The 14,010-nt window shown below is 57.2% G+C and carries 26 protein-coding genes; 19 read left to right on the top strand and 7 right to left on the bottom strand.

The window, feature by feature from the left end; genetic code table 11:
• Position 1: 1 nt before the first annotated feature.
• The 16 genes from rplV to rpmD all read left to right on the top strand — a co-directional run bounded on the left by rplV (position 2) and on the right by rpmD (position 7,589).
• Positions 2 to 382 carry a 50S ribosomal protein L22 gene (rplV, locus tag ACR0M3_RS17695; RefSeq protein WP_039538267.1) on the top strand — a complete coding sequence of 127 codons (381 nt, stop codon included), beginning with the start codon at positions 2 to 4 and terminating at the stop codon, positions 380 to 382.
• A complete protein-coding gene (gene rpsC, locus ACR0M3_RS17690) occupies positions 382 to 1,092 on the top strand; it encodes a 30S ribosomal protein S3 (RefSeq protein ID WP_209505853.1) in 711 nt (236 codons plus the stop codon). The genes rplV and rpsC overlap by 1 nt, the downstream gene beginning before the upstream one ends.
• 12 nt (positions 1,093 to 1,104) lie before the next feature.
• On the top strand, positions 1,105 to 1,518 hold the full coding sequence (rplP, locus tag ACR0M3_RS17685; protein WP_267364819.1) for a 50S ribosomal protein L16: 414 nt from the start codon (positions 1,105 to 1,107) through the stop codon (positions 1,516 to 1,518).
• A gap of 237 nt (positions 1,519 to 1,755) precedes the next feature.
• Positions 1,756 to 2,376, top strand: a complete 621-nt coding sequence (locus ACR0M3_RS17680) for a 2OG-Fe(II) oxygenase family protein (protein WP_480897813.1) — start codon at positions 1,756 to 1,758, stop codon at positions 2,374 to 2,376.
• Between the two features lie 149 nt (positions 2,377 to 2,525).
• A complete protein-coding gene (locus ACR0M3_RS17675; protein WP_480911901.1) occupies positions 2,526 to 3,029 on the top strand; it encodes a hypothetical protein in 504 nt (167 codons plus the stop codon).
• Between the two features lie 203 nt (positions 3,030 to 3,232).
• On the top strand, positions 3,233 to 3,439 hold the full coding sequence (gene rpmC / locus ACR0M3_RS17670) for a 50S ribosomal protein L29 (RefSeq protein ID WP_209505847.1): 207 nt from the start codon (positions 3,233 to 3,235) through the stop codon (positions 3,437 to 3,439).
• A 4-nt stretch (positions 3,440 to 3,443) separates the two neighbouring features.
• On the top strand, positions 3,444 to 3,674 hold the full coding sequence (gene rpsQ, locus ACR0M3_RS17665; protein ID WP_209505845.1) for a 30S ribosomal protein S17: 231 nt from the start codon (positions 3,444 to 3,446) through the stop codon (positions 3,672 to 3,674).
• A 75-nt stretch (positions 3,675 to 3,749) separates the two neighbouring features.
• Positions 3,750 to 4,118, top strand: coding sequence for a 50S ribosomal protein L14 (gene rplN, locus ACR0M3_RS17660; RefSeq protein ID WP_005621870.1), 369 nt, complete (start codon positions 3,750 to 3,752; stop codon positions 4,116 to 4,118).
• A gap of 2 nt (positions 4,119 to 4,120) precedes the next feature.
• Complete coding sequence (rplX, locus tag ACR0M3_RS17655; protein ID WP_010437096.1) at positions 4,121 to 4,432, top strand: 50S ribosomal protein L24; 312 nt, start codon at positions 4,121 to 4,123, stop codon at positions 4,430 to 4,432.
• Positions 4,425 to 4,985 (top strand): 50S ribosomal protein L5, encoded by a 561-nt coding sequence (gene rplE / locus ACR0M3_RS17650; RefSeq protein ID WP_209505843.1) that lies wholly within the window; start codon positions 4,425 to 4,427, stop codon positions 4,983 to 4,985. Before rplX ends, rplE begins: the two co-directional genes overlap by 8 nt.
• Before the next feature lie 19 nt (positions 4,986 to 5,004).
• Positions 5,005 to 5,310, top strand: coding sequence for a 30S ribosomal protein S14 (rpsN, locus tag ACR0M3_RS17645; protein ID WP_142639784.1), 306 nt, complete (start codon positions 5,005 to 5,007; stop codon positions 5,308 to 5,310).
• Positions 5,311 to 5,323: 13 nt separating this feature from the next.
• Positions 5,324 to 5,716 (top strand): 30S ribosomal protein S8, encoded by a 393-nt coding sequence (rpsH, locus tag ACR0M3_RS17640; RefSeq protein ID WP_209505841.1) that lies wholly within the window; start codon positions 5,324 to 5,326, stop codon positions 5,714 to 5,716.
• Positions 5,717 to 5,727: 11 nt separating this feature from the next.
• Positions 5,728 to 6,261, top strand: coding sequence for a 50S ribosomal protein L6 (gene rplF, locus ACR0M3_RS17635; protein WP_039523384.1), 534 nt, complete (start codon positions 5,728 to 5,730; stop codon positions 6,259 to 6,261).
• Positions 6,262 to 6,272: 11 nt separating this feature from the next.
• Entirely contained in the window at positions 6,273 to 6,632 is a 360-nt protein-coding gene (gene rplR, locus ACR0M3_RS17630; protein ID WP_010437103.1) for a 50S ribosomal protein L18, read from the top strand.
• A 186-nt stretch (positions 6,633 to 6,818) separates the two neighbouring features.
• Positions 6,819 to 7,388 (top strand): 30S ribosomal protein S5, encoded by a 570-nt coding sequence (gene rpsE / locus ACR0M3_RS17625; RefSeq protein WP_209505839.1) that lies wholly within the window; start codon positions 6,819 to 6,821, stop codon positions 7,386 to 7,388.
• Between the two features lie 12 nt (positions 7,389 to 7,400).
• Positions 7,401 to 7,589 (top strand): 50S ribosomal protein L30, encoded by a 189-nt coding sequence (gene rpmD / locus ACR0M3_RS17620; protein WP_267364815.1) that lies wholly within the window; start codon positions 7,401 to 7,403, stop codon positions 7,587 to 7,589.
• A gap of 101 nt (positions 7,590 to 7,690) precedes the next feature.
• On the opposite strand, the gene ACR0M3_RS17615 is transcribed toward rpmD, so the two are convergent.
• Positions 7,691 to 8,122 carry a MarR family winged helix-turn-helix transcriptional regulator gene (locus ACR0M3_RS17615; protein ID WP_267364814.1) on the bottom strand — a complete coding sequence of 144 codons (432 nt, stop codon included), beginning with the start codon at positions 8,120 to 8,122 and terminating at the stop codon, positions 7,691 to 7,693.
• Positions 8,123 to 8,199: 77 nt separating this feature from the next.
• On the opposite strand from ACR0M3_RS17615, the gene ACR0M3_RS17610 reads away from it, so the two are divergent.
• The 3 genes from ACR0M3_RS17610 to ACR0M3_RS17600 all read left to right on the top strand — a co-directional run bounded on the left by ACR0M3_RS17610 (position 8,200) and on the right by ACR0M3_RS17600 (position 9,429).
• Positions 8,200 to 8,568, top strand: a complete 369-nt coding sequence (locus ACR0M3_RS17610; RefSeq protein WP_171638091.1) for an antibiotic biosynthesis monooxygenase family protein — start codon at positions 8,200 to 8,202, stop codon at positions 8,566 to 8,568.
• A gap of 21 nt (positions 8,569 to 8,589) precedes the next feature.
• Complete coding sequence (locus ACR0M3_RS17605) at positions 8,590 to 9,051, top strand: hypothetical protein (protein ID WP_480484780.1); 462 nt, start codon at positions 8,590 to 8,592, stop codon at positions 9,049 to 9,051.
• A gap of 165 nt (positions 9,052 to 9,216) precedes the next feature.
• Positions 9,217 to 9,429, top strand: coding sequence for a DUF1127 domain-containing protein (locus ACR0M3_RS17600; protein WP_209505835.1), 213 nt, complete (start codon positions 9,217 to 9,219; stop codon positions 9,427 to 9,429).
• Between the two features lie 281 nt (positions 9,430 to 9,710).
• Here the strand turns inward: ACR0M3_RS17600 and ACR0M3_RS17595 are convergent, their stop codons facing one another.
• From ACR0M3_RS17595 to ACR0M3_RS17570, 6 genes are all read right to left on the bottom strand, one after another.
• The gene (locus ACR0M3_RS17595) at positions 9,711 to 10,007 is read right to left on the bottom strand and encodes a 50S ribosomal protein L23 (RefSeq protein WP_170609990.1); all 297 of its coding nucleotides are present in this window, start codon (positions 10,005 to 10,007) and stop codon (positions 9,711 to 9,713) included.
• The gene (gene rplD / locus ACR0M3_RS17590; RefSeq protein ID WP_480474058.1) at positions 10,004 to 10,621 is read right to left on the bottom strand and encodes a 50S ribosomal protein L4; all 618 of its coding nucleotides are present in this window, start codon (positions 10,619 to 10,621) and stop codon (positions 10,004 to 10,006) included. Before rplD ends, ACR0M3_RS17595 begins: the two co-directional genes overlap by 4 nt.
• Positions 10,618 to 11,343 carry a 50S ribosomal protein L3 gene (rplC, locus tag ACR0M3_RS17585; protein WP_171638102.1) on the bottom strand — a complete coding sequence of 242 codons (726 nt, stop codon included), beginning with the start codon at positions 11,341 to 11,343 and terminating at the stop codon, positions 10,618 to 10,620. The genes rplD and rplC overlap by 4 nt, the downstream gene beginning before the upstream one ends.
• A gap of 18 nt (positions 11,344 to 11,361) precedes the next feature.
• Positions 11,362 to 11,676, bottom strand: a complete 315-nt coding sequence (rpsJ, locus tag ACR0M3_RS17580) for a 30S ribosomal protein S10 (RefSeq protein ID WP_008756422.1) — start codon at positions 11,674 to 11,676, stop codon at positions 11,362 to 11,364.
• 175 nt (positions 11,677 to 11,851) lie between these two features.
• Positions 11,852 to 13,579: an amidohydrolase gene (locus tag ACR0M3_RS17575; protein WP_480484782.1), complete on the bottom strand. Its 1,728-nt coding sequence runs from the start codon at positions 13,577 to 13,579 to the stop codon at positions 11,852 to 11,854.
• A gap of 240 nt (positions 13,580 to 13,819) precedes the next feature.
• On the bottom strand, positions 13,820 to 14,010 hold a 191-nt coding region (locus ACR0M3_RS17570), incomplete at its 5' end, for an EF-Tu C-terminal domain-related protein (protein WP_480487331.1).

Below are 14,010 nucleotides of genomic sequence, written 5' to 3'. Positions count from 1 at the left end.
CATGGGCAAGGAAAAGAACCCCCGCCGCGTGGCTGAAAACGAAGCAATGGCGAAAACGCGCATGCTTCGCACCAGCCCGCAGAAACTGAACCTGGTTGCGCAAATGATCCGCGGCAAGAAAGTCGAGAAGGCCCTGACCGACCTGACTTTCTCGAACAAGCGCGTCGCGCAGGACGTCAAGAAGTGCCTGCAGTCCGCAATCGCGAATGCCGAAAACAACCACAACCTGGACGTTGACGAGCTGATCGTCGCCGAAGCCTGGGTTGGCAAGAACCTGGTCATGAAGCGCGGTCGCCCGCGTGCCCGTGGCCGTTTCGGCAAGATCATGAAGCCGTTCTCGGAGATCACCATCAAGGTGCGTCAAGTTGAGGAGCAAGCCTAATGGGACATAAAGTCAATCCGATCGGCATGCGCCTTCAGGTCAACCGCACCTGGGACAGCCGCTGGTACGCAGATACCAAGGACTACGGTGATCTTCTGCTGGAAGACCTCAAGATCCGTGAGTTCATCCAGAAAGAGTGCAAGCAGGCCGGTGTTGCCCGTGTGATCATCGAACGTCCGCACAAGAAGTGCCGCGTTACGATCCACACCGCACGTCCGGGTGTCATCATCGGCAAGAAAGGTGCGGACATCGAAGTCCTGCGCAAGAAGCTGGCTGCGATGACCGACAGCGAACTGCACCTGAACATCGTCGAAGTGCGCAAGCCCGAACTTGACGGTCAACTGGTTGCCGAGTCGATCGCTCAGCAGCTGGAACGCCGTGTTTCGTTCCGCCGCGCGATGAAGCGTGCCGTACAGAACGCTATGCGCATGGGCGCCCTGGGTATCCGGGTGAACGTCGCTGGCCGTCTGGGTGGTGCCGAAATCGCACGGACCGAATGGTACCGCGAAGGCCGTGTGCCGCTGCACACGCTGCGCGCCGACATCGATTACGCACATGCCGAAGCGATGACCCCCTACGGGATCATCGGGATCAAGGTCTGGATCTTCAAAGGGGAGATCATGGAGCACGATCCGCAGGCACGTGACCGTAAAGCACAGGAACTCCAGGACGGCCCTGCACCTCGTGGTGCTGGTGGCGGTCGTCGCTAAGGAGGGAAAGATATGCTTCAACCAAAGCGTACAAAATTCCGCAAGTTGCACAAAGGCCGGATCAAGGGCGAAGCCAAGGGCGGCTCTGATCTGAACTTTGGCACCTACGGCCTGAAAGCGATCGAGCCTGAGCGTGTAACCGCACGCCAGATCGAAGCTGCACGTCGTGCCATGACGCGTCACATGAAGCGTCAGGGCCGTGTCTGGATCCGCATCTTCCCCGACACTCCGGTCACTGCAAAGCCGATCGAAGTTCGTATGGGTAAAGGTAAGGGTTCGGTCGACCGCTGGGTTTGCAAGGTCAAGCCCGGTCGCGTGATGTTCGAGATCGACGGCGTCAATGACGACATCGCCCGCGAGGCCCTGCGCCTGGCCGCGATGAAGCTGCCGATCAAGACCCGCGTCGTGGTTCGCGAAGACTGGTAAACGATCCGGGGGCACCCCCGCTCGTGACAAGATTGACCCCCGTCGGAACACCGGCGGGGGTTTTTCTATAGGGGGCTCTGCCCCCCCCGCCCGTGCCGGACGCCTCCCCCGGGATATTTATTGGCCAGATGAAGCAGGGGATCCGTTCTTCATCTGGCCGCAAATATCCCGGAGCGCGAGGCAGAGCCTCGCAAAACAGCCATCGCCTTCGCCACGCGGCTGGGTTAAGACGGCGCCATGCCACAGATTGAATCACTCTTCGTCACCCGCCTCTATCGTGCCTCTTTGTCCGAATTCGGTCCCCCGATCGATGCGGAGGAGTTGGAAAGCTCGTGCCTTGTCATCGCCGAGGATGACGAGGCCGGTCAGGACTGGTGCGAAGAAAACGGCTATCCCGGTTACACCAGCTATGCCTCGCTGACCGACCTGCCCTGGCGGTTTCCGATATTCGCCGATCTGGTCAAGGCGCTGGACAGCCATGTGGCGGCTTTTGCAAAGGATCTGGAGTTTGATCTGGGCGAGGGTAAGCTGAAGCTGGAAGACCTGTGGATCAACATCTTGCCCGAAGGCGGCATGCATTCCAGCCATCTGCACCCGCACAGTGTGATTTCCGGCACCACCTATGTGGCGATGCCTGAAGGCGCGAGCGCGCTAAAGCTGGAAGACCCGCGTTCGGGCCGCATGATGGCCGCGCCGACGCGGCTGAAAGGCGGGCGACGCGATTTGCAGCCCTTCATCTATATGAAGCCGCAGGTGGGCGATGTGCTGCTATGGGAAAGCTGGCTGCGCCACGAGGTGCCGATGAACATGGCCGAGGAAGAGCGGATTTCGGTGAGTTTCAACTATAAGTGGGACTGACCGTTTCTGGCAGGGCTGACTTCTGCACCTGTTTGATTGATCGGGATCAAGCACACTTAAGCCTGCTCGTTGTAGACTCCGCTCCAATGCGTCGGTCTGCCTGATGAGTCGGACCGGAGTGCCGCGTATCTGGTTTGATCGGACACACCGTGCTGAGATTTGTCACATTGGTCATAGGGCTACTGGTCTCAAGCGCGACTGGCGTTGTGGGACAGGAGGTCGACCCGCACCGCATCTACGAAAACAGCTGTTCCGGATGCCACGCCCCCCATTCCGGTGATTTCGTTTGGGATGAACTTAATGTGTCAGATGGCGTGCTGGTCGGAGCCCGGTCCGGACGGGCGGTCGAAATTTACCTGCGCTCCGGTCATGGCGGGGTGACTCCGGACAAGGCCGAGGTTCTGCTTGCTCACTTCCGAATTATCCGGGACTCGGGCGGGATCTTCATCGAGAAATGCCGTATTTGCCATGTGACCGCCGTGGAGCTCGTGCGAAACAATCTGATCCTTGAGGAAGGGAAGCTGACGGGGCGATATACCGGGCGTGACATCGGAGCGTTCCTGGACGGTCATGGCCGTCTTTCACTGGAAGAGGTTTCCGAGATGCTGTCCGTATTGACCAGAGTGGCAAATAGCCAGGGTCTGACACGGTGACACACGCGGGTTTTTGATTTTGGGAAATTCCCTGTTCCCGCATGGCAAACTTTCCCTTGCCACCCCACCCCTAACCCCCTATAGAGCGGCATCTTGCGGTCTCCCGGCGTTGTCGGGCGATTCGTATGTCTATCATTCATCCACCAGGTCAAAGGTGACCCGTGTACGGGGCCTTCTGGTGTATTGAGCAAAGGAAAAAGGCGATGAACGCCCAAGAACTGCGTGACAAGACCCCTGATCAGCTCCGCGAGGAACTGGTCAACCTGAAGAAAGAAAGCTTTAACCTGCGCTTTCAACAGGCAACCGGTCAGCTGGAAAACACTGCTGGCATCAAAGCGGCCCGCCGCAACGCTGCCCGCGTCAAAACCATCCTGAACGAAAAGGCCGCTGCCGCGGCATCCGAGGAGTAATCAGATGCCCAAGCGTATCCTGCAAGGCACCGTGACCAGCGACGCCAACGAACAGACCATCACCGTGCTGGTCGAGCGCCGTTTCAAGCACCCGCTGCTGCACAAAACCGTTCGTAAGTCCAAGAAATACCGGGCTCATGACGAAAAGAACGCCTTCAAGGTCGGCGACTCTGTACGCATCATCGAATGCGCGCCGAAATCGAAGACGAAACGTTGGGAAGTTCTGGAAGCGTAAGCTTCCGGGATTTTTCATTTGTCGAAACCCTGGGGGATTTAATCAGACCAGCCCCCACAGGTCGGGAGAAACCACATGATCCAGATGCAGACCAATCTGGATGTCGCTGACAACTCTGGCGCACGCCGAGTTCAGTGCATCAAGGTCCTGGGTGGTTCCAAGCGTAAATACGCCTCCGTTGGCGACATCATTGTCGTCTCGGTGAAGGAAGCCATCCCGCGCGGCCGCGTAAAGAAAGGTGACGTCCGCAAGGCCGTCGTCGTACGCACCGCCAAGGAAGTCCGTCGCGAAGACGGCACCGCGATCCGTTTCGATCGCAACGCCGCCGTCATCCTGAACAACAACAACGAGCCCGTAGGTACCCGTATCTTTGGCCCCGTTGTTCGTGAACTGCGCGCGAAGAACTTCATGAAAATCATCTCGCTGGCTCCGGAGGTGCTGTAATCATGGCTGCTAAACTCCGCAAAGGCGACAAGGTCGTCGTGCTGGCCGGCAAGGACAAGGGCAAAGAGGGAACTATCACCTCGGTTGACCCCAAAGCCGGCAAAGCTGTGGTCGATGGCATCAACATCGCCATCCGCCACACCCGCCAGTCGCAAACCTCGCAAGGTGGTCGCCTGCCTCAGGCAAACCCGATCGAGCTGTCGAACCTGGCACTGCTGGACAAGAACGGCAAAGCAACCCGCGTTGGCTTCCGCATGGAAGGTGACAAGAAGGTGCGTTTCGCCAAGACCACAGGGGACGTGATCGATGCTTGATAACGCAACCTACACCCCGCGCCTGAAAGCGCAGTACGCCGAGACCATCCGTGCCGCTCTGAAAGAAGAGTTCGGCTACAAGAACGACATGCAGCTGCCCAAGCTGGAAAAAATCGTTCTGAACATCGGTTGTGGTGCTGAGGCTGTCAAAGACTCGAAGAAAGCGAAAGCCGCTGTCGAGGACCTGACTGCGATTGCCGGTCAACAGGCCGTTGCAACCAAGGCGAAGAAGTCGATCGCGGGTTTCCGCGTCCGGGAAGACATGCCGCTGGGTGCGAAAGTGACCCTGCGCGGTGACCGGATGTACGAATTCCTGGATCGTCTGATCACGATCGCGATGCCGCGTATTCGTGACTTCCGCGGTGTTAAGCCTTCTTTCGACGGTCGTGGCAACTTTGCCATGGGCATGAAAGAGCACATCGTGTTCCCGGAAATCGACTTCGACAAGGTCGACGAGGTCTGGGGCCTGGATATCGTAATTGCCACCACAGCGAAAACCGACGCTGAAGCAAAGGCACTGTTGAAAGCATTCAACATGCCGTTCAACGCGTAAGCGCCGGGAGGATTGAGACATGGCTAAAAAAGCAATGATCGAACGCGAGAAGAAGCGCGAACGCCTGGTGGCCAAATATGCCGCAAAGCGTGCCGAGCTGAAAGAAATCGCGAATGACGAGAGCAAGCCGATGGAAGAGCGTTTCAAAGCGCGTCTGAAACTGGCGAAACTGCCGCGCAACAGCTCGGCTACCCGTCTGCACAACCGTTGTCAGCTGACCGGTCGTCCCCACGCTTACTACCGTAAGCTGAAGGTCAGCCGTATCATGCTGCGCGAGCTGGGTTCTGCTGGTCAGATCCCCGGCATGGTGAAATCGAGCTGGTAAGGGAGACATAGATATGAATGATCCTATCGGCGATATGCTCACCCGTATCCGCAACGCGCAAATGCGCGGCAAGTCCACCGTTTCCACTCCGGCGTCGAAGCTGCGTGTTTGGGTTCTGGACGTGCTGGCGGACGAAGGCTACATCCGTGGCTATGAAAAGACGACCGGTGAAAACGGTCATCCGGCCATCGAAATCAGCCTGAAATACTACGAAGGCACCCCTGTCATTCGCGAACTGAAGCGGGTTTCGAAACCCGGTCGCCGCGTATACATGGGCGTCAATGACATCCCGCAGGTCCGTCAGGGTCTGGGCGTGTCGATTGTCAGCACTCCGAAAGGTGTGATGTCGGACGCAAACGCTCGCTCCAACAATGTTGGCGGCGAAGTGCTCTGCACCGTCTTCTAAGGAGGTCTGCAATGTCTCGTATTGGTAAAAAACCGGTCGAGCTGCCCAGCGGCGTAACCGCCTCTGTGTCGGGTCAGACCATCGAAGTCAAAGGTCCGAAAGGCACCCGCAGCTTCACCGCCACCGACGACGTGACGCTGTCGGTTGAAGACAACGTGGTCAAGATCGACCCTCGCGGCATGTCCAAGCGTGCCCGCCAGCAGTGGGGCATGAGCCGCACCATGGTTGCCAACCTGGTAACCGGTGTGACCGAAGGCTTCAAAAAAGAGCTGGAGATCCAGGGTGTTGGTTACCGGGCGCAGATGCAGGGCAACACCCTGAAGCTGAACCTGGGTTATAGCCACGATGTTGATTTCACAGCTCCGGAAGGTGTCACCATCACCGCACCGAAGCAGACCGAGATCGTTGTGGAAGGTATCGACCAGCAGCTGGTGGGCGAAACCGCGGCCAAAATCCGCGAGTGGCGCCGCCCCGAGCCGTACAAAGGCAAGGGCATCCGCTATAAGGGCGAGTTCATCTTCCGCAAGGAAGGCAAGAAGAAGTAAGGACGCAGACAATGGCAAACAGCAAAAGAACCCTGTTTCTGAAGCGCCGCCTGCGCGTTCGGAACAAACTTCGCAAGGTCAACGCGGGTCGTCCGCGTCTGTCCGTACACCGTTCGAACAAGAACATCTCTGTTCAGCTGATCGACGACGTACGTGGCGTGACCCTGGCCTCGGCCTCGACCCTGGAAAAAGATCTGGGTGTTGTAGGCAAGAACAACGTCGAAGCGGCGACGAAAGTCGGCGCGGCCATCGCCGAGCGTGCCAAGAAGGCAGGCGTCGAAGAGGCCTATTTCGATCGTGGCGGCTTCCTGTTCCACGGCAAAGTGAAGGCTGTCGCCGACGCTGCGCGTGAAGGTGGCCTGAAGATCTGATGGTGCGCCGGGCTGAAGCCCGGCTTACCGGATACGACGCCGTAGGCCGGGCTTCAGCCCGGCACCGGCACTTTGAAGGCGGGTCCGCCCGCCTCGATGATCGGGGAGCCCCAGAATGTCATTCACGGGTTCACTTCGATTGAGTAATTGGCGCCGCAAGCGCCTCTAGAGAAAAAGGGATGCCAAATGGCAGAACGTGAAAACCGTCGGGGCCGTGGCCGCGACCGTGAAGAAACGCCGGAATTTGCAGATCGCCTGGTCGCAATCAACCGCGTGTCGAAAACCGTAAAAGGTGGTAAGCGCTTTGGCTTCGCCGCTCTGGTGGTTGTCGGCGATCAGAAAGGCCGCGTCGGCTTTGGCAAGGGTAAAGCGAAAGAAGTACCTGAAGCCATCCGCAAGGCGACTGAGCAAGCCAAGCGTCAGATGATCCGCGTACAGCTGCGCGAAGGTCGGACCCTGCACCACGACATCGAGGGCCGTCACGGCGCTGGTAAAGTGGTTATGCGCGCCGCGCCTGAAGGTACCGGTATCATCGCCGGTGGTCCGATGCGTGCCGTGTTCGAAATGCTGGGCGTCAAGGATGTTGTGTCCAAGTCGCTGGGCTCGCAGAACCCCTACAACATGATCCGCGCCACCATCGACGGCCTGCAGAAAGAGCAGAGCCCGCGTTCGGTTGCCGCACGTCGTGGCAAAAAGGTTGCTGACATCCTGCCCAAGCGGGACGACGCACCGGCTGCTGCTGAAGCAGAAGCATAAGGAGAGCACGTCATGGCAAAAACCATCGTCGTCAAACAGGTCGGTTCGCCGATCCGCCGCCCCGCCGAACAGCGCGCAACCCTGATCGGCCTGGGCCTGAACAAGATGCACAGAACCCGTGAGCTGGAGGATACTCCTTCGGTGCGCGGCATGATCCGCAAGATCCCGCATCTGGTAGAGATCATCGAAGAGCGCGGCTAAGCCCGCAGCTTCGAAGACTTAGAAACGCCTCCGACCTCGGTCGGGGGCGTTTTTTGTTTAAGGGCTTGCCTGCCGGTGCCGTGAACTGATCCTCCGTCAATTCACCTTGAGCGCATGCCGCCTATGACTCGACGCATATAGTTCATGAATTGTGCGCGCTCAGGGTCATTCAAGACCTGTAATGCATCGGCATTCACGTTCTGAGCTGCCTCGTAGGCGCTGTTGCGAAGTGCTGCGGCCTTCTCGGTCAACCAAATCAATTGAGCCCTGGCGTCAGCAGGGTTCTTCGTTCTTTTGATCAAGCCATCACGTTCCATACGGTTAAGCGTGTTAGCCAATGTCGCCTGTTCGACGTCAATTTTGGTCAGCAGATCCTTTTGCGTCACACCGTCTTTGAGCCAGAGTTCCAGCAAGATTGGGAATTGTCCGACGACGATGCCAAAGGGCGCAATGCGTTGCTGCAACTCCTTTGCGAACAATCGTGCCATGTGATTAACCAGATACCCGGCCGAGTTTTCTTTTTCGAAGTCCATGTCCTGGATTTACACTTGAATAGCATGCTATGCAATTTTATATAGCTTGCTATATTTCAGAATCGAAGGGAACCGAAATGGCTCGTATCAAAGAGTTGGACACGATCGTCACGCTGGCAGATCAGATGCAGACCGAGGAAGGACCGGTGGTGCTGATCAACCTGTTTACGGTGGACGCCGAAGACGAAAAGGCGCTGCTTCGGGCATGGGCGCATGATGCGGATTTCATGAAATCGCAACCGGGATATATCTCGACCCAGCTCCATCAGGGTATCGCGGGCAGTTCGACCTTTGTGAACTACGCGATCTGGCAGAACGTGCAAAGCTTTCGCGACGCATTCACTCATCCCGAGTTCCAGCGTCGGATCGCGGACTATCCAGCAAGCGCAGTGGCCCGGCCACATCTTCTTCGCAAGCTCGCAGTCGAAAACCACTGCGTCGCCTGACCCTCATTTGGGAGTAGCAACATGTTAAGAACCATCCACCCCATCGCCGGAGTAGTAGGCTTTCTTACGATCCTCGTATTCTGGACATCCACTTTGTACAGTGAGCTATTTGCAAACCATGAGACCGTCGCGGCAGTAAAGTCCATGATCGTCAGCGGGCTCTTTGTTCTGGTGCCTGCAATGGTGATTGTCGGTGCATCCGGGGCGACACTTGGGCGTCGTCGAAAAGATGCCCCTGCGCTCGCCAAAAAGAAACGGATGCCGATCATTGCTATGAACGGGCTCATCGTCCTTGTTCCAGCCGCCGTCTACCTGAGCGCAAAGGCAAACGCGGGCTCGTTTGATACCAGCTTCTATATTGTACAGATCATCGAACTGATTGCCGGAGCGACCAATCTGACACTGATGGGGCTGAGCATACGTGATGGTCGGGCGATGGCCGCCCGCAATAAAACGCGCAAAAGAAATGAAAGCGGCGTGTGATTGACGTGGCCCACGACATGTATAGCCATTCAATAGATGCATATCGGCTAGACCAAAATCTGCGTTGTTAGCGATAGCAAACGCTCCTATCTCTGCCTTGTCCAATGAAGGAACTCAAAAGGAAACGTCAGGGAATACGCCCTGATACGAGAAAGGAATACAGAGATGACAACTGCGACACTGACCCATACCGGCTTCAACTTCGGCACCCGGATCGCTGACATGATCACACGGATCAAAACAGCCCGCGCTCGTGCTGCTGAGTATCAGCGCACCTATACCGAGTTGCAGCGTCTGAGCAACCGTGAGCTGGACGATATCGGCATCCGCCGCTGCGACATCGCAGATATCGCGCACCGGCACGTATATTGCTCATAACCACGCACACAATTAAAACGACCCAAAGGCGCCTTAACGGCGCCTTTTCTATATCCGTTGCAGGCTCTGCCCCGCTTGCAGGCCGCTCAGAGGCCGCCAGAGGGTGCGATGGCTGTTGAGGCGGCCAATGAGCCCGAAACGTCAGAACCGCCCTGAGGCGACCGCTGGAGGGCGTGTGACCGCCCTACCCTGACGCGCGTCCCCAGCTTCGACGCCTGAAACGCAATCGGCCCCGGCGGAGTGATCCACCGGGGCCGTAAAGTGTCGCTGTAAGCGTCGAATCAGAGACCGGTGCTTACGTCGATTGTGTTACCCTCTTCCAGGGTCACATATGCTTTCTTGACGTCTTTCCGACGGCCCAACTGGCCGCGGAAGCGCTTGACCTTGCCTTTGGTCACGGTGGTGTTCACCGCCTTGACCTTCACACCAAACAGTGCCTCAACGGCCTCTTTGATCTGCGGCTTGTTGCTTTCGATCGCCACTTCAAAGACAACCGCGCCATTTTCGGACGCCATGGTCGACTTTTCGGTGATGATCGGCTTGCGGATCACGTCGTAGTGTTCTGCCTTCGCGCTCATTTCAGACGAGCCTCCAGTGCTTCGACAGCCGCTTTGGTGAGCACCAGGGTGTCACGCTTGAGGATGTCATAAACGTTTGCACCCATCGACGGCAGGATATCCAGACCTTCGATGTTGCGCGACGCCTTCAGGAACCCTTCGTTCACGGTCGCGCCGTCGATGACCAGAGCGCGTTTCCAGCCCAGGTTTGCAACCTGTTTGGCCAGTGCGGCGGTCTTGCCTTCGGCTTCGGCGTTCTCGATCACAACCAGTTCACCTGCTTTGGCTTTTGCCGACAGAGCATGGCGCAGGCCAAGCTTACGGAACTTCTTCGGCAGGTCGTGGCCGTGCGAACGAGGGGTCGGGCCCTTGTAAACACCACCCTTGCGGAAGATCGGTGCGTTACGGTCACCATGGCGTGCGCCACCGGTGCCCTTCTGGCGATAGATCTTCTTGGTCGAGTAGCTGGTTTCCGAGCGGGTCTTGACCTTGTGGGTGCCGGCCTGCGCGTTGTTGCGCTGCCAACGGACCACACGGTGCAGGATGTCCGCGCGCGGCTCGAGGCCGAACAGGTCTGCATCCAGCTCGATGTCGCCGGCCTTGCCGCCGTCCAGTTTGATTACATCAAGTTTCATGCTTCACCACCTTCCGCGGATACTTCTTCCGCAGGTGCTTCGGTTGCAGCCGATTTCACAGCAGCCGGGAAAGGCAGGCCTTCCGGTGCTTTCTTCTTCACGGCGTCCTTGACGGTGACCCAGCCCGATTTCGGTCCGGGAACGGCGCCTTTGATGAAGACCAGACCACGGTCGGCGTCGGTTTTGACAACCTCGAGGTTCTGGGTGGTAACACGGGCAGCACCCATGTGACCGGCCATCTTCTTGCCTTTGAACACCTTGCCCGGATCCTGACACTGACCGGTCGAGCCGTGCGAACGGTGGCTGATCGACACACCGTGCGAGGCGCGCAGACCACCGAAGTTGTGGCGCTTCATCGCACCGGCAAAGCCTTTACCGATCGAGGTGCCCGACACGTCAACCTTCTGACCAGCCAGGAAGTGCTCGGCCGAGATTTCGGCTCCCACTTCGATCAGGCCATCTTCGGAGACGCGGAACTCGGCCAGCTTGCGCTTGGGCTCGACCTTGGCAGCGGCGTAGTGGCCGCGCATGGCCTTCGAGGTGCGTTTTGCCTTGGCAGCACCAGCGCCCAGCTGAACGGCGGTGTAGCCGTCTTTTTCAGCGGTCCGCTGCGCAACAACCTGCAGGTTGTCCAGGTGAAGAACGGTCACAGGGATCTGCTTGCCGTCTTCCATGAACAGGCGGGTCATGCCAACTTTTTTTGCGATAATACCAGAGCGCATAATCTATACCCTCCGATCTTACGACTGCAGCTTGATCTCGACGTCCACACCAGCAGCCAGGTCGAGCTTCATCAGCGCGTCCACGGTCTGGGGGGTCGGATCAACGATGTCGAGCAGACGCTTGTGCGTGCGGATCTCGAACTGGTCGCGGGATTTCTTGTCAACGTGAGGGCCACGGAGAACCGTGAACTTCTCGATCTTGTTCGGCAGCGGGATCGGGCCGCGCACATTCGCGCCGGTCCGCTTGGCAGTGTTGACGATCTCTTGCGTGCTGGCATCCAGAACGCGATAGTCAAATGCCTTCAGCCGAATACGGATATTTTGGCTTTGCATAATAACAGCCTTTTATCAGGCGTTGAGGTTGAGAGGAGGACAGACGCGCATCGCCAACCCTCATCGAACCCAAAAGGCGGGAATCATCCCGCCTTGATGTTCTTGTTGAGAACCTGCGCGTATTAGTGGGGTTGGCGGGGTTTGACAAGGGGCAAACGTCACAAAGAACACCGTTTTATTCGCCGCCAGACACGCCATTGGTTAGCCATGCGTCTTCTACCTTCATCCCTTGGTAAACCGCATGCAGATACAGATGGGCAATCACAGGATCATTTGAGAACGGCGAGTAATCCAATTTGCCCTCTCGGACACCCACTTCGGCTTCATAAACAATCTCGTCGCCCTTCACGGTTACAAGCACTTCTAATTCCGCCAGTGTTTCTGGGTCAACGGATGTGGGGTCGTCTGACAGGATCACGAAATCCGCAACTTTGCCAACCTCAATGGACCCCTTTTCATCTTCCTCGAAATGCTGCCAAGCGGGCCAGATTGTCATGGCTTTCAAGGCAGTCATAACATCGACCCTTTGATGCGGCCCCAAAATATCTCCAGAGCGTGTGCGTCTAGTAACCGTCGCAGCAAGAACACGCATGCTATCTGGAAAGGCCACCGGGGCATCGTGGTGTGTGCCAAACATCATGTCCCGCTCGAGCAGCCATCCTGTGGGTGAGATATTGTCTGCATTGACCGGCCCAACGGTGTGATCACGATGCCAATCCCCCCAGTAAAACGTGTGCATCGGGAAAAGCGATGGGAATACGCCGAGGCGTTTAAAACTCGCAACCTGATCCTCTCTTAGAAACTGACCGTGGATCAGAACCGGACGATTCCCCGGGTCGCCATACTTCATCTGTGCCTCTTCGAGAGCTGCTATCAGCATGTCAGAAGCCCCTTCCCCGTTAGAGTGCACAAGGATTTGGAACCCATTTTCGTAACACCAATTAACGGCGTCCTGTAGCTGCTCCATCGTAATAGCAGCATACCCTGAATAACCGGCGGAGTAGCTTCCGACTGGATCATAATAGGGCCGATCCCTCAAAGCCGTGAAACCCTGAGGCGAGCCGTCAATCGTTAGCTTGCAGCCCCCGACCCGAACCCGGTCGTCGTAGTTCTTGGAGGTGTTTGCACCTATATATTCCCTAGCCTCAAGAACATCCGGGAAGGCTACCACGTCAATTGGGAGCCCATCTTCGGCGGCAACTTTCTTGAGAACGTCAACAATTTCTCCTGAGGTTCGGCCTTCTTGTCCGGTCGTGTATCCAAACTGTGCCCAAAGTTCGGTTCCAGCTTTGGCAAATGCCGCCAGGCCTTCTTCACCCAGATTTCCCAACATGGGCACAAGGACCGAAAAGAACGCATACTCTTCCAGAACACCGTTTGGCTCACCGGCGTCATCGCGTTGAATCACTCCGCCCGGAGGGGCTTTTGAAGCGGCTGTGATGCCTGCCAACTCTAGAGCTTTCGAGTTTGCTACTCCCAAATGCCCGGACTGATGAACGATAACGACCGGCAAGTCCTCAGACACAATGTCCAGTTCTTGTCGCGTAGGGTGGCGCAGTTCCTTTAATTGAGCATTGTCGTAACCAAAGCCGATGATCATTTTGACCTGTTCAACGGCTTGCGCATTTTCGTCGGCCCAGTCAGTCAACGTGGCTTGCAGACTGGCGATATCAACGACTTTCCCATCAGGCGGCGCAAGAAGGTTGGCGGACAATGCCTGCAACCCCCCCATGACCACATGACCGTGGCTATCTACAAAACCCGGAAGCATCGCGCGGCCTTCCAGGTCAAACGTTTCGGTTTCTTCACCGCGATGCATCGACAAATCAGACAACGACCCCACAGCAAGAACGCGTCCGTCTTTGACTGCGACCGCTTCAGCGGACGGAGCCTTATCGTTCATCGTTAACACAGGCCCTCCGAGATAAATCCTGTCCGCGATCTGCTGTGCGGACGCTGATGTGGATAAATAAACAAGTGCAGCAACTAGACCAACTGAACGCGCCAATAAGTGCATGCTGTGACCTCTTTCTAATTGTGATGCCTCAATATGAGAGAAGTAGCATTACAATCAGCTTAGGCAAAAACGAAAAAAGGGCGTCCCGAGGGAAGCCCTTTTCGTTGGTTCATTCGCTTGTGCGAATTATTCAGTAATCTTCGACACGACGCCGGCGCCGACGGTGCGGCCGCCTTCGCGGATGGCGAAGCGCAGGCCCTGCTCCATCGCGATCGGTGCGATCAGTTCAACGCCGAACGACACGTTGTCGCCGGGCATGACCATCTCGGTGCCTTCCGCCAGGGTCACGGTGCCGGTCACGTCAGTGGTCCGGAAGT

Source organism: Ruegeria sp. O5 (genome assembly GCF_056535105.1).
The sequence above is the reverse complement of the archived record's forward strand: the minus strand, read 5'-3'. Positions and strand labels throughout refer to the sequence as shown.

Bases quoted from the DNA above. Each gene is read 5' to 3' on its own strand.
- rplX (WP_010437096.1), top strand. From the start codon at position 4,121: ATGGCTGCTAAACTCCGCAAAGGCGACAAGGTCGTCGTGCTGGCCGGC.
- rplE (WP_209505843.1), top strand. From the start codon at position 4,425: ATGCTTGATAACGCAACCTACACCCCGCGCCTGAAAGCGCAGTACGCC.
- rplC (WP_171638102.1), bottom strand. From the start codon at position 11,343: ATGCGCTCTGGTATTATCGCAAAAAAAGTTGGCATGACCCGCCTGTTC.
- rplR (WP_010437103.1), top strand. From the start codon at position 6,273: ATGGCAAACAGCAAAAGAACCCTGTTTCTGAAGCGCCGCCTGCGCGTT.
- rpsH (WP_209505841.1), top strand. From the start codon at position 5,324: ATGAATGATCCTATCGGCGATATGCTCACCCGTATCCGCAACGCGCAA.
- ACR0M3_RS17575 (WP_480484782.1), bottom strand. From the start codon at position 13,579: ATGAACGATAAGGCTCCGTCCGCTGAAGCGGTCGCAGTCAAAGACGGA.
- rplV (WP_039538267.1), top strand. From the start codon at position 2: ATGGGCAAGGAAAAGAACCCCCGCCGCGTGGCTGAAAACGAAGCAATG.
- rpmC (WP_209505847.1), top strand. From the start codon at position 3,233: ATGAACGCCCAAGAACTGCGTGACAAGACCCCTGATCAGCTCCGCGAG.
- ACR0M3_RS17610 (WP_171638091.1), top strand. From the start codon at position 8,200: ATGGCTCGTATCAAAGAGTTGGACACGATCGTCACGCTGGCAGATCAG.
- rpsE (WP_209505839.1), top strand. From the start codon at position 6,819: ATGGCAGAACGTGAAAACCGTCGGGGCCGTGGCCGCGACCGTGAAGAA.
- rpmD (WP_267364815.1), top strand. From the start codon at position 7,401: ATGGCAAAAACCATCGTCGTCAAACAGGTCGGTTCGCCGATCCGCCGC.
- ACR0M3_RS17595 (WP_170609990.1), bottom strand. From the start codon at position 10,007: ATGAGCGCGAAGGCAGAACACTACGACGTGATCCGCAAGCCGATCATC.
- ACR0M3_RS17680 (WP_480897813.1), top strand. From the start codon at position 1,756: ATGCCACAGATTGAATCACTCTTCGTCACCCGCCTCTATCGTGCCTCT.
- rpsJ (WP_008756422.1), bottom strand. From the start codon at position 11,676: ATGCAAAGCCAAAATATCCGTATTCGGCTGAAGGCATTTGACTATCGC.
- rpsQ (WP_209505845.1), top strand. From the start codon at position 3,444: ATGCCCAAGCGTATCCTGCAAGGCACCGTGACCAGCGACGCCAACGAA.
- rplP (WP_267364819.1), top strand. From the start codon at position 1,105: ATGCTTCAACCAAAGCGTACAAAATTCCGCAAGTTGCACAAAGGCCGG.
- ACR0M3_RS17600 (WP_209505835.1), top strand. From the start codon at position 9,217: ATGACAACTGCGACACTGACCCATACCGGCTTCAACTTCGGCACCCGG.
- rpsC (WP_209505853.1), top strand. From the start codon at position 382: ATGGGACATAAAGTCAATCCGATCGGCATGCGCCTTCAGGTCAACCGC.
- rpsN (WP_142639784.1), top strand. From the start codon at position 5,005: ATGGCTAAAAAAGCAATGATCGAACGCGAGAAGAAGCGCGAACGCCTG.
- rplN (WP_005621870.1), top strand. From the start codon at position 3,750: ATGATCCAGATGCAGACCAATCTGGATGTCGCTGACAACTCTGGCGCA.
- ACR0M3_RS17605 (WP_480484780.1), top strand. From the start codon at position 8,590: ATGTTAAGAACCATCCACCCCATCGCCGGAGTAGTAGGCTTTCTTACG.
- ACR0M3_RS17615 (WP_267364814.1), bottom strand. From the start codon at position 8,122: ATGGACTTCGAAAAAGAAAACTCGGCCGGGTATCTGGTTAATCACATG.
- rplD (WP_480474058.1), bottom strand. From the start codon at position 10,621: ATGAAACTTGATGTAATCAAACTGGACGGCGGCAAGGCCGGCGACATC.
- rplF (WP_039523384.1), top strand. From the start codon at position 5,728: ATGTCTCGTATTGGTAAAAAACCGGTCGAGCTGCCCAGCGGCGTAACC.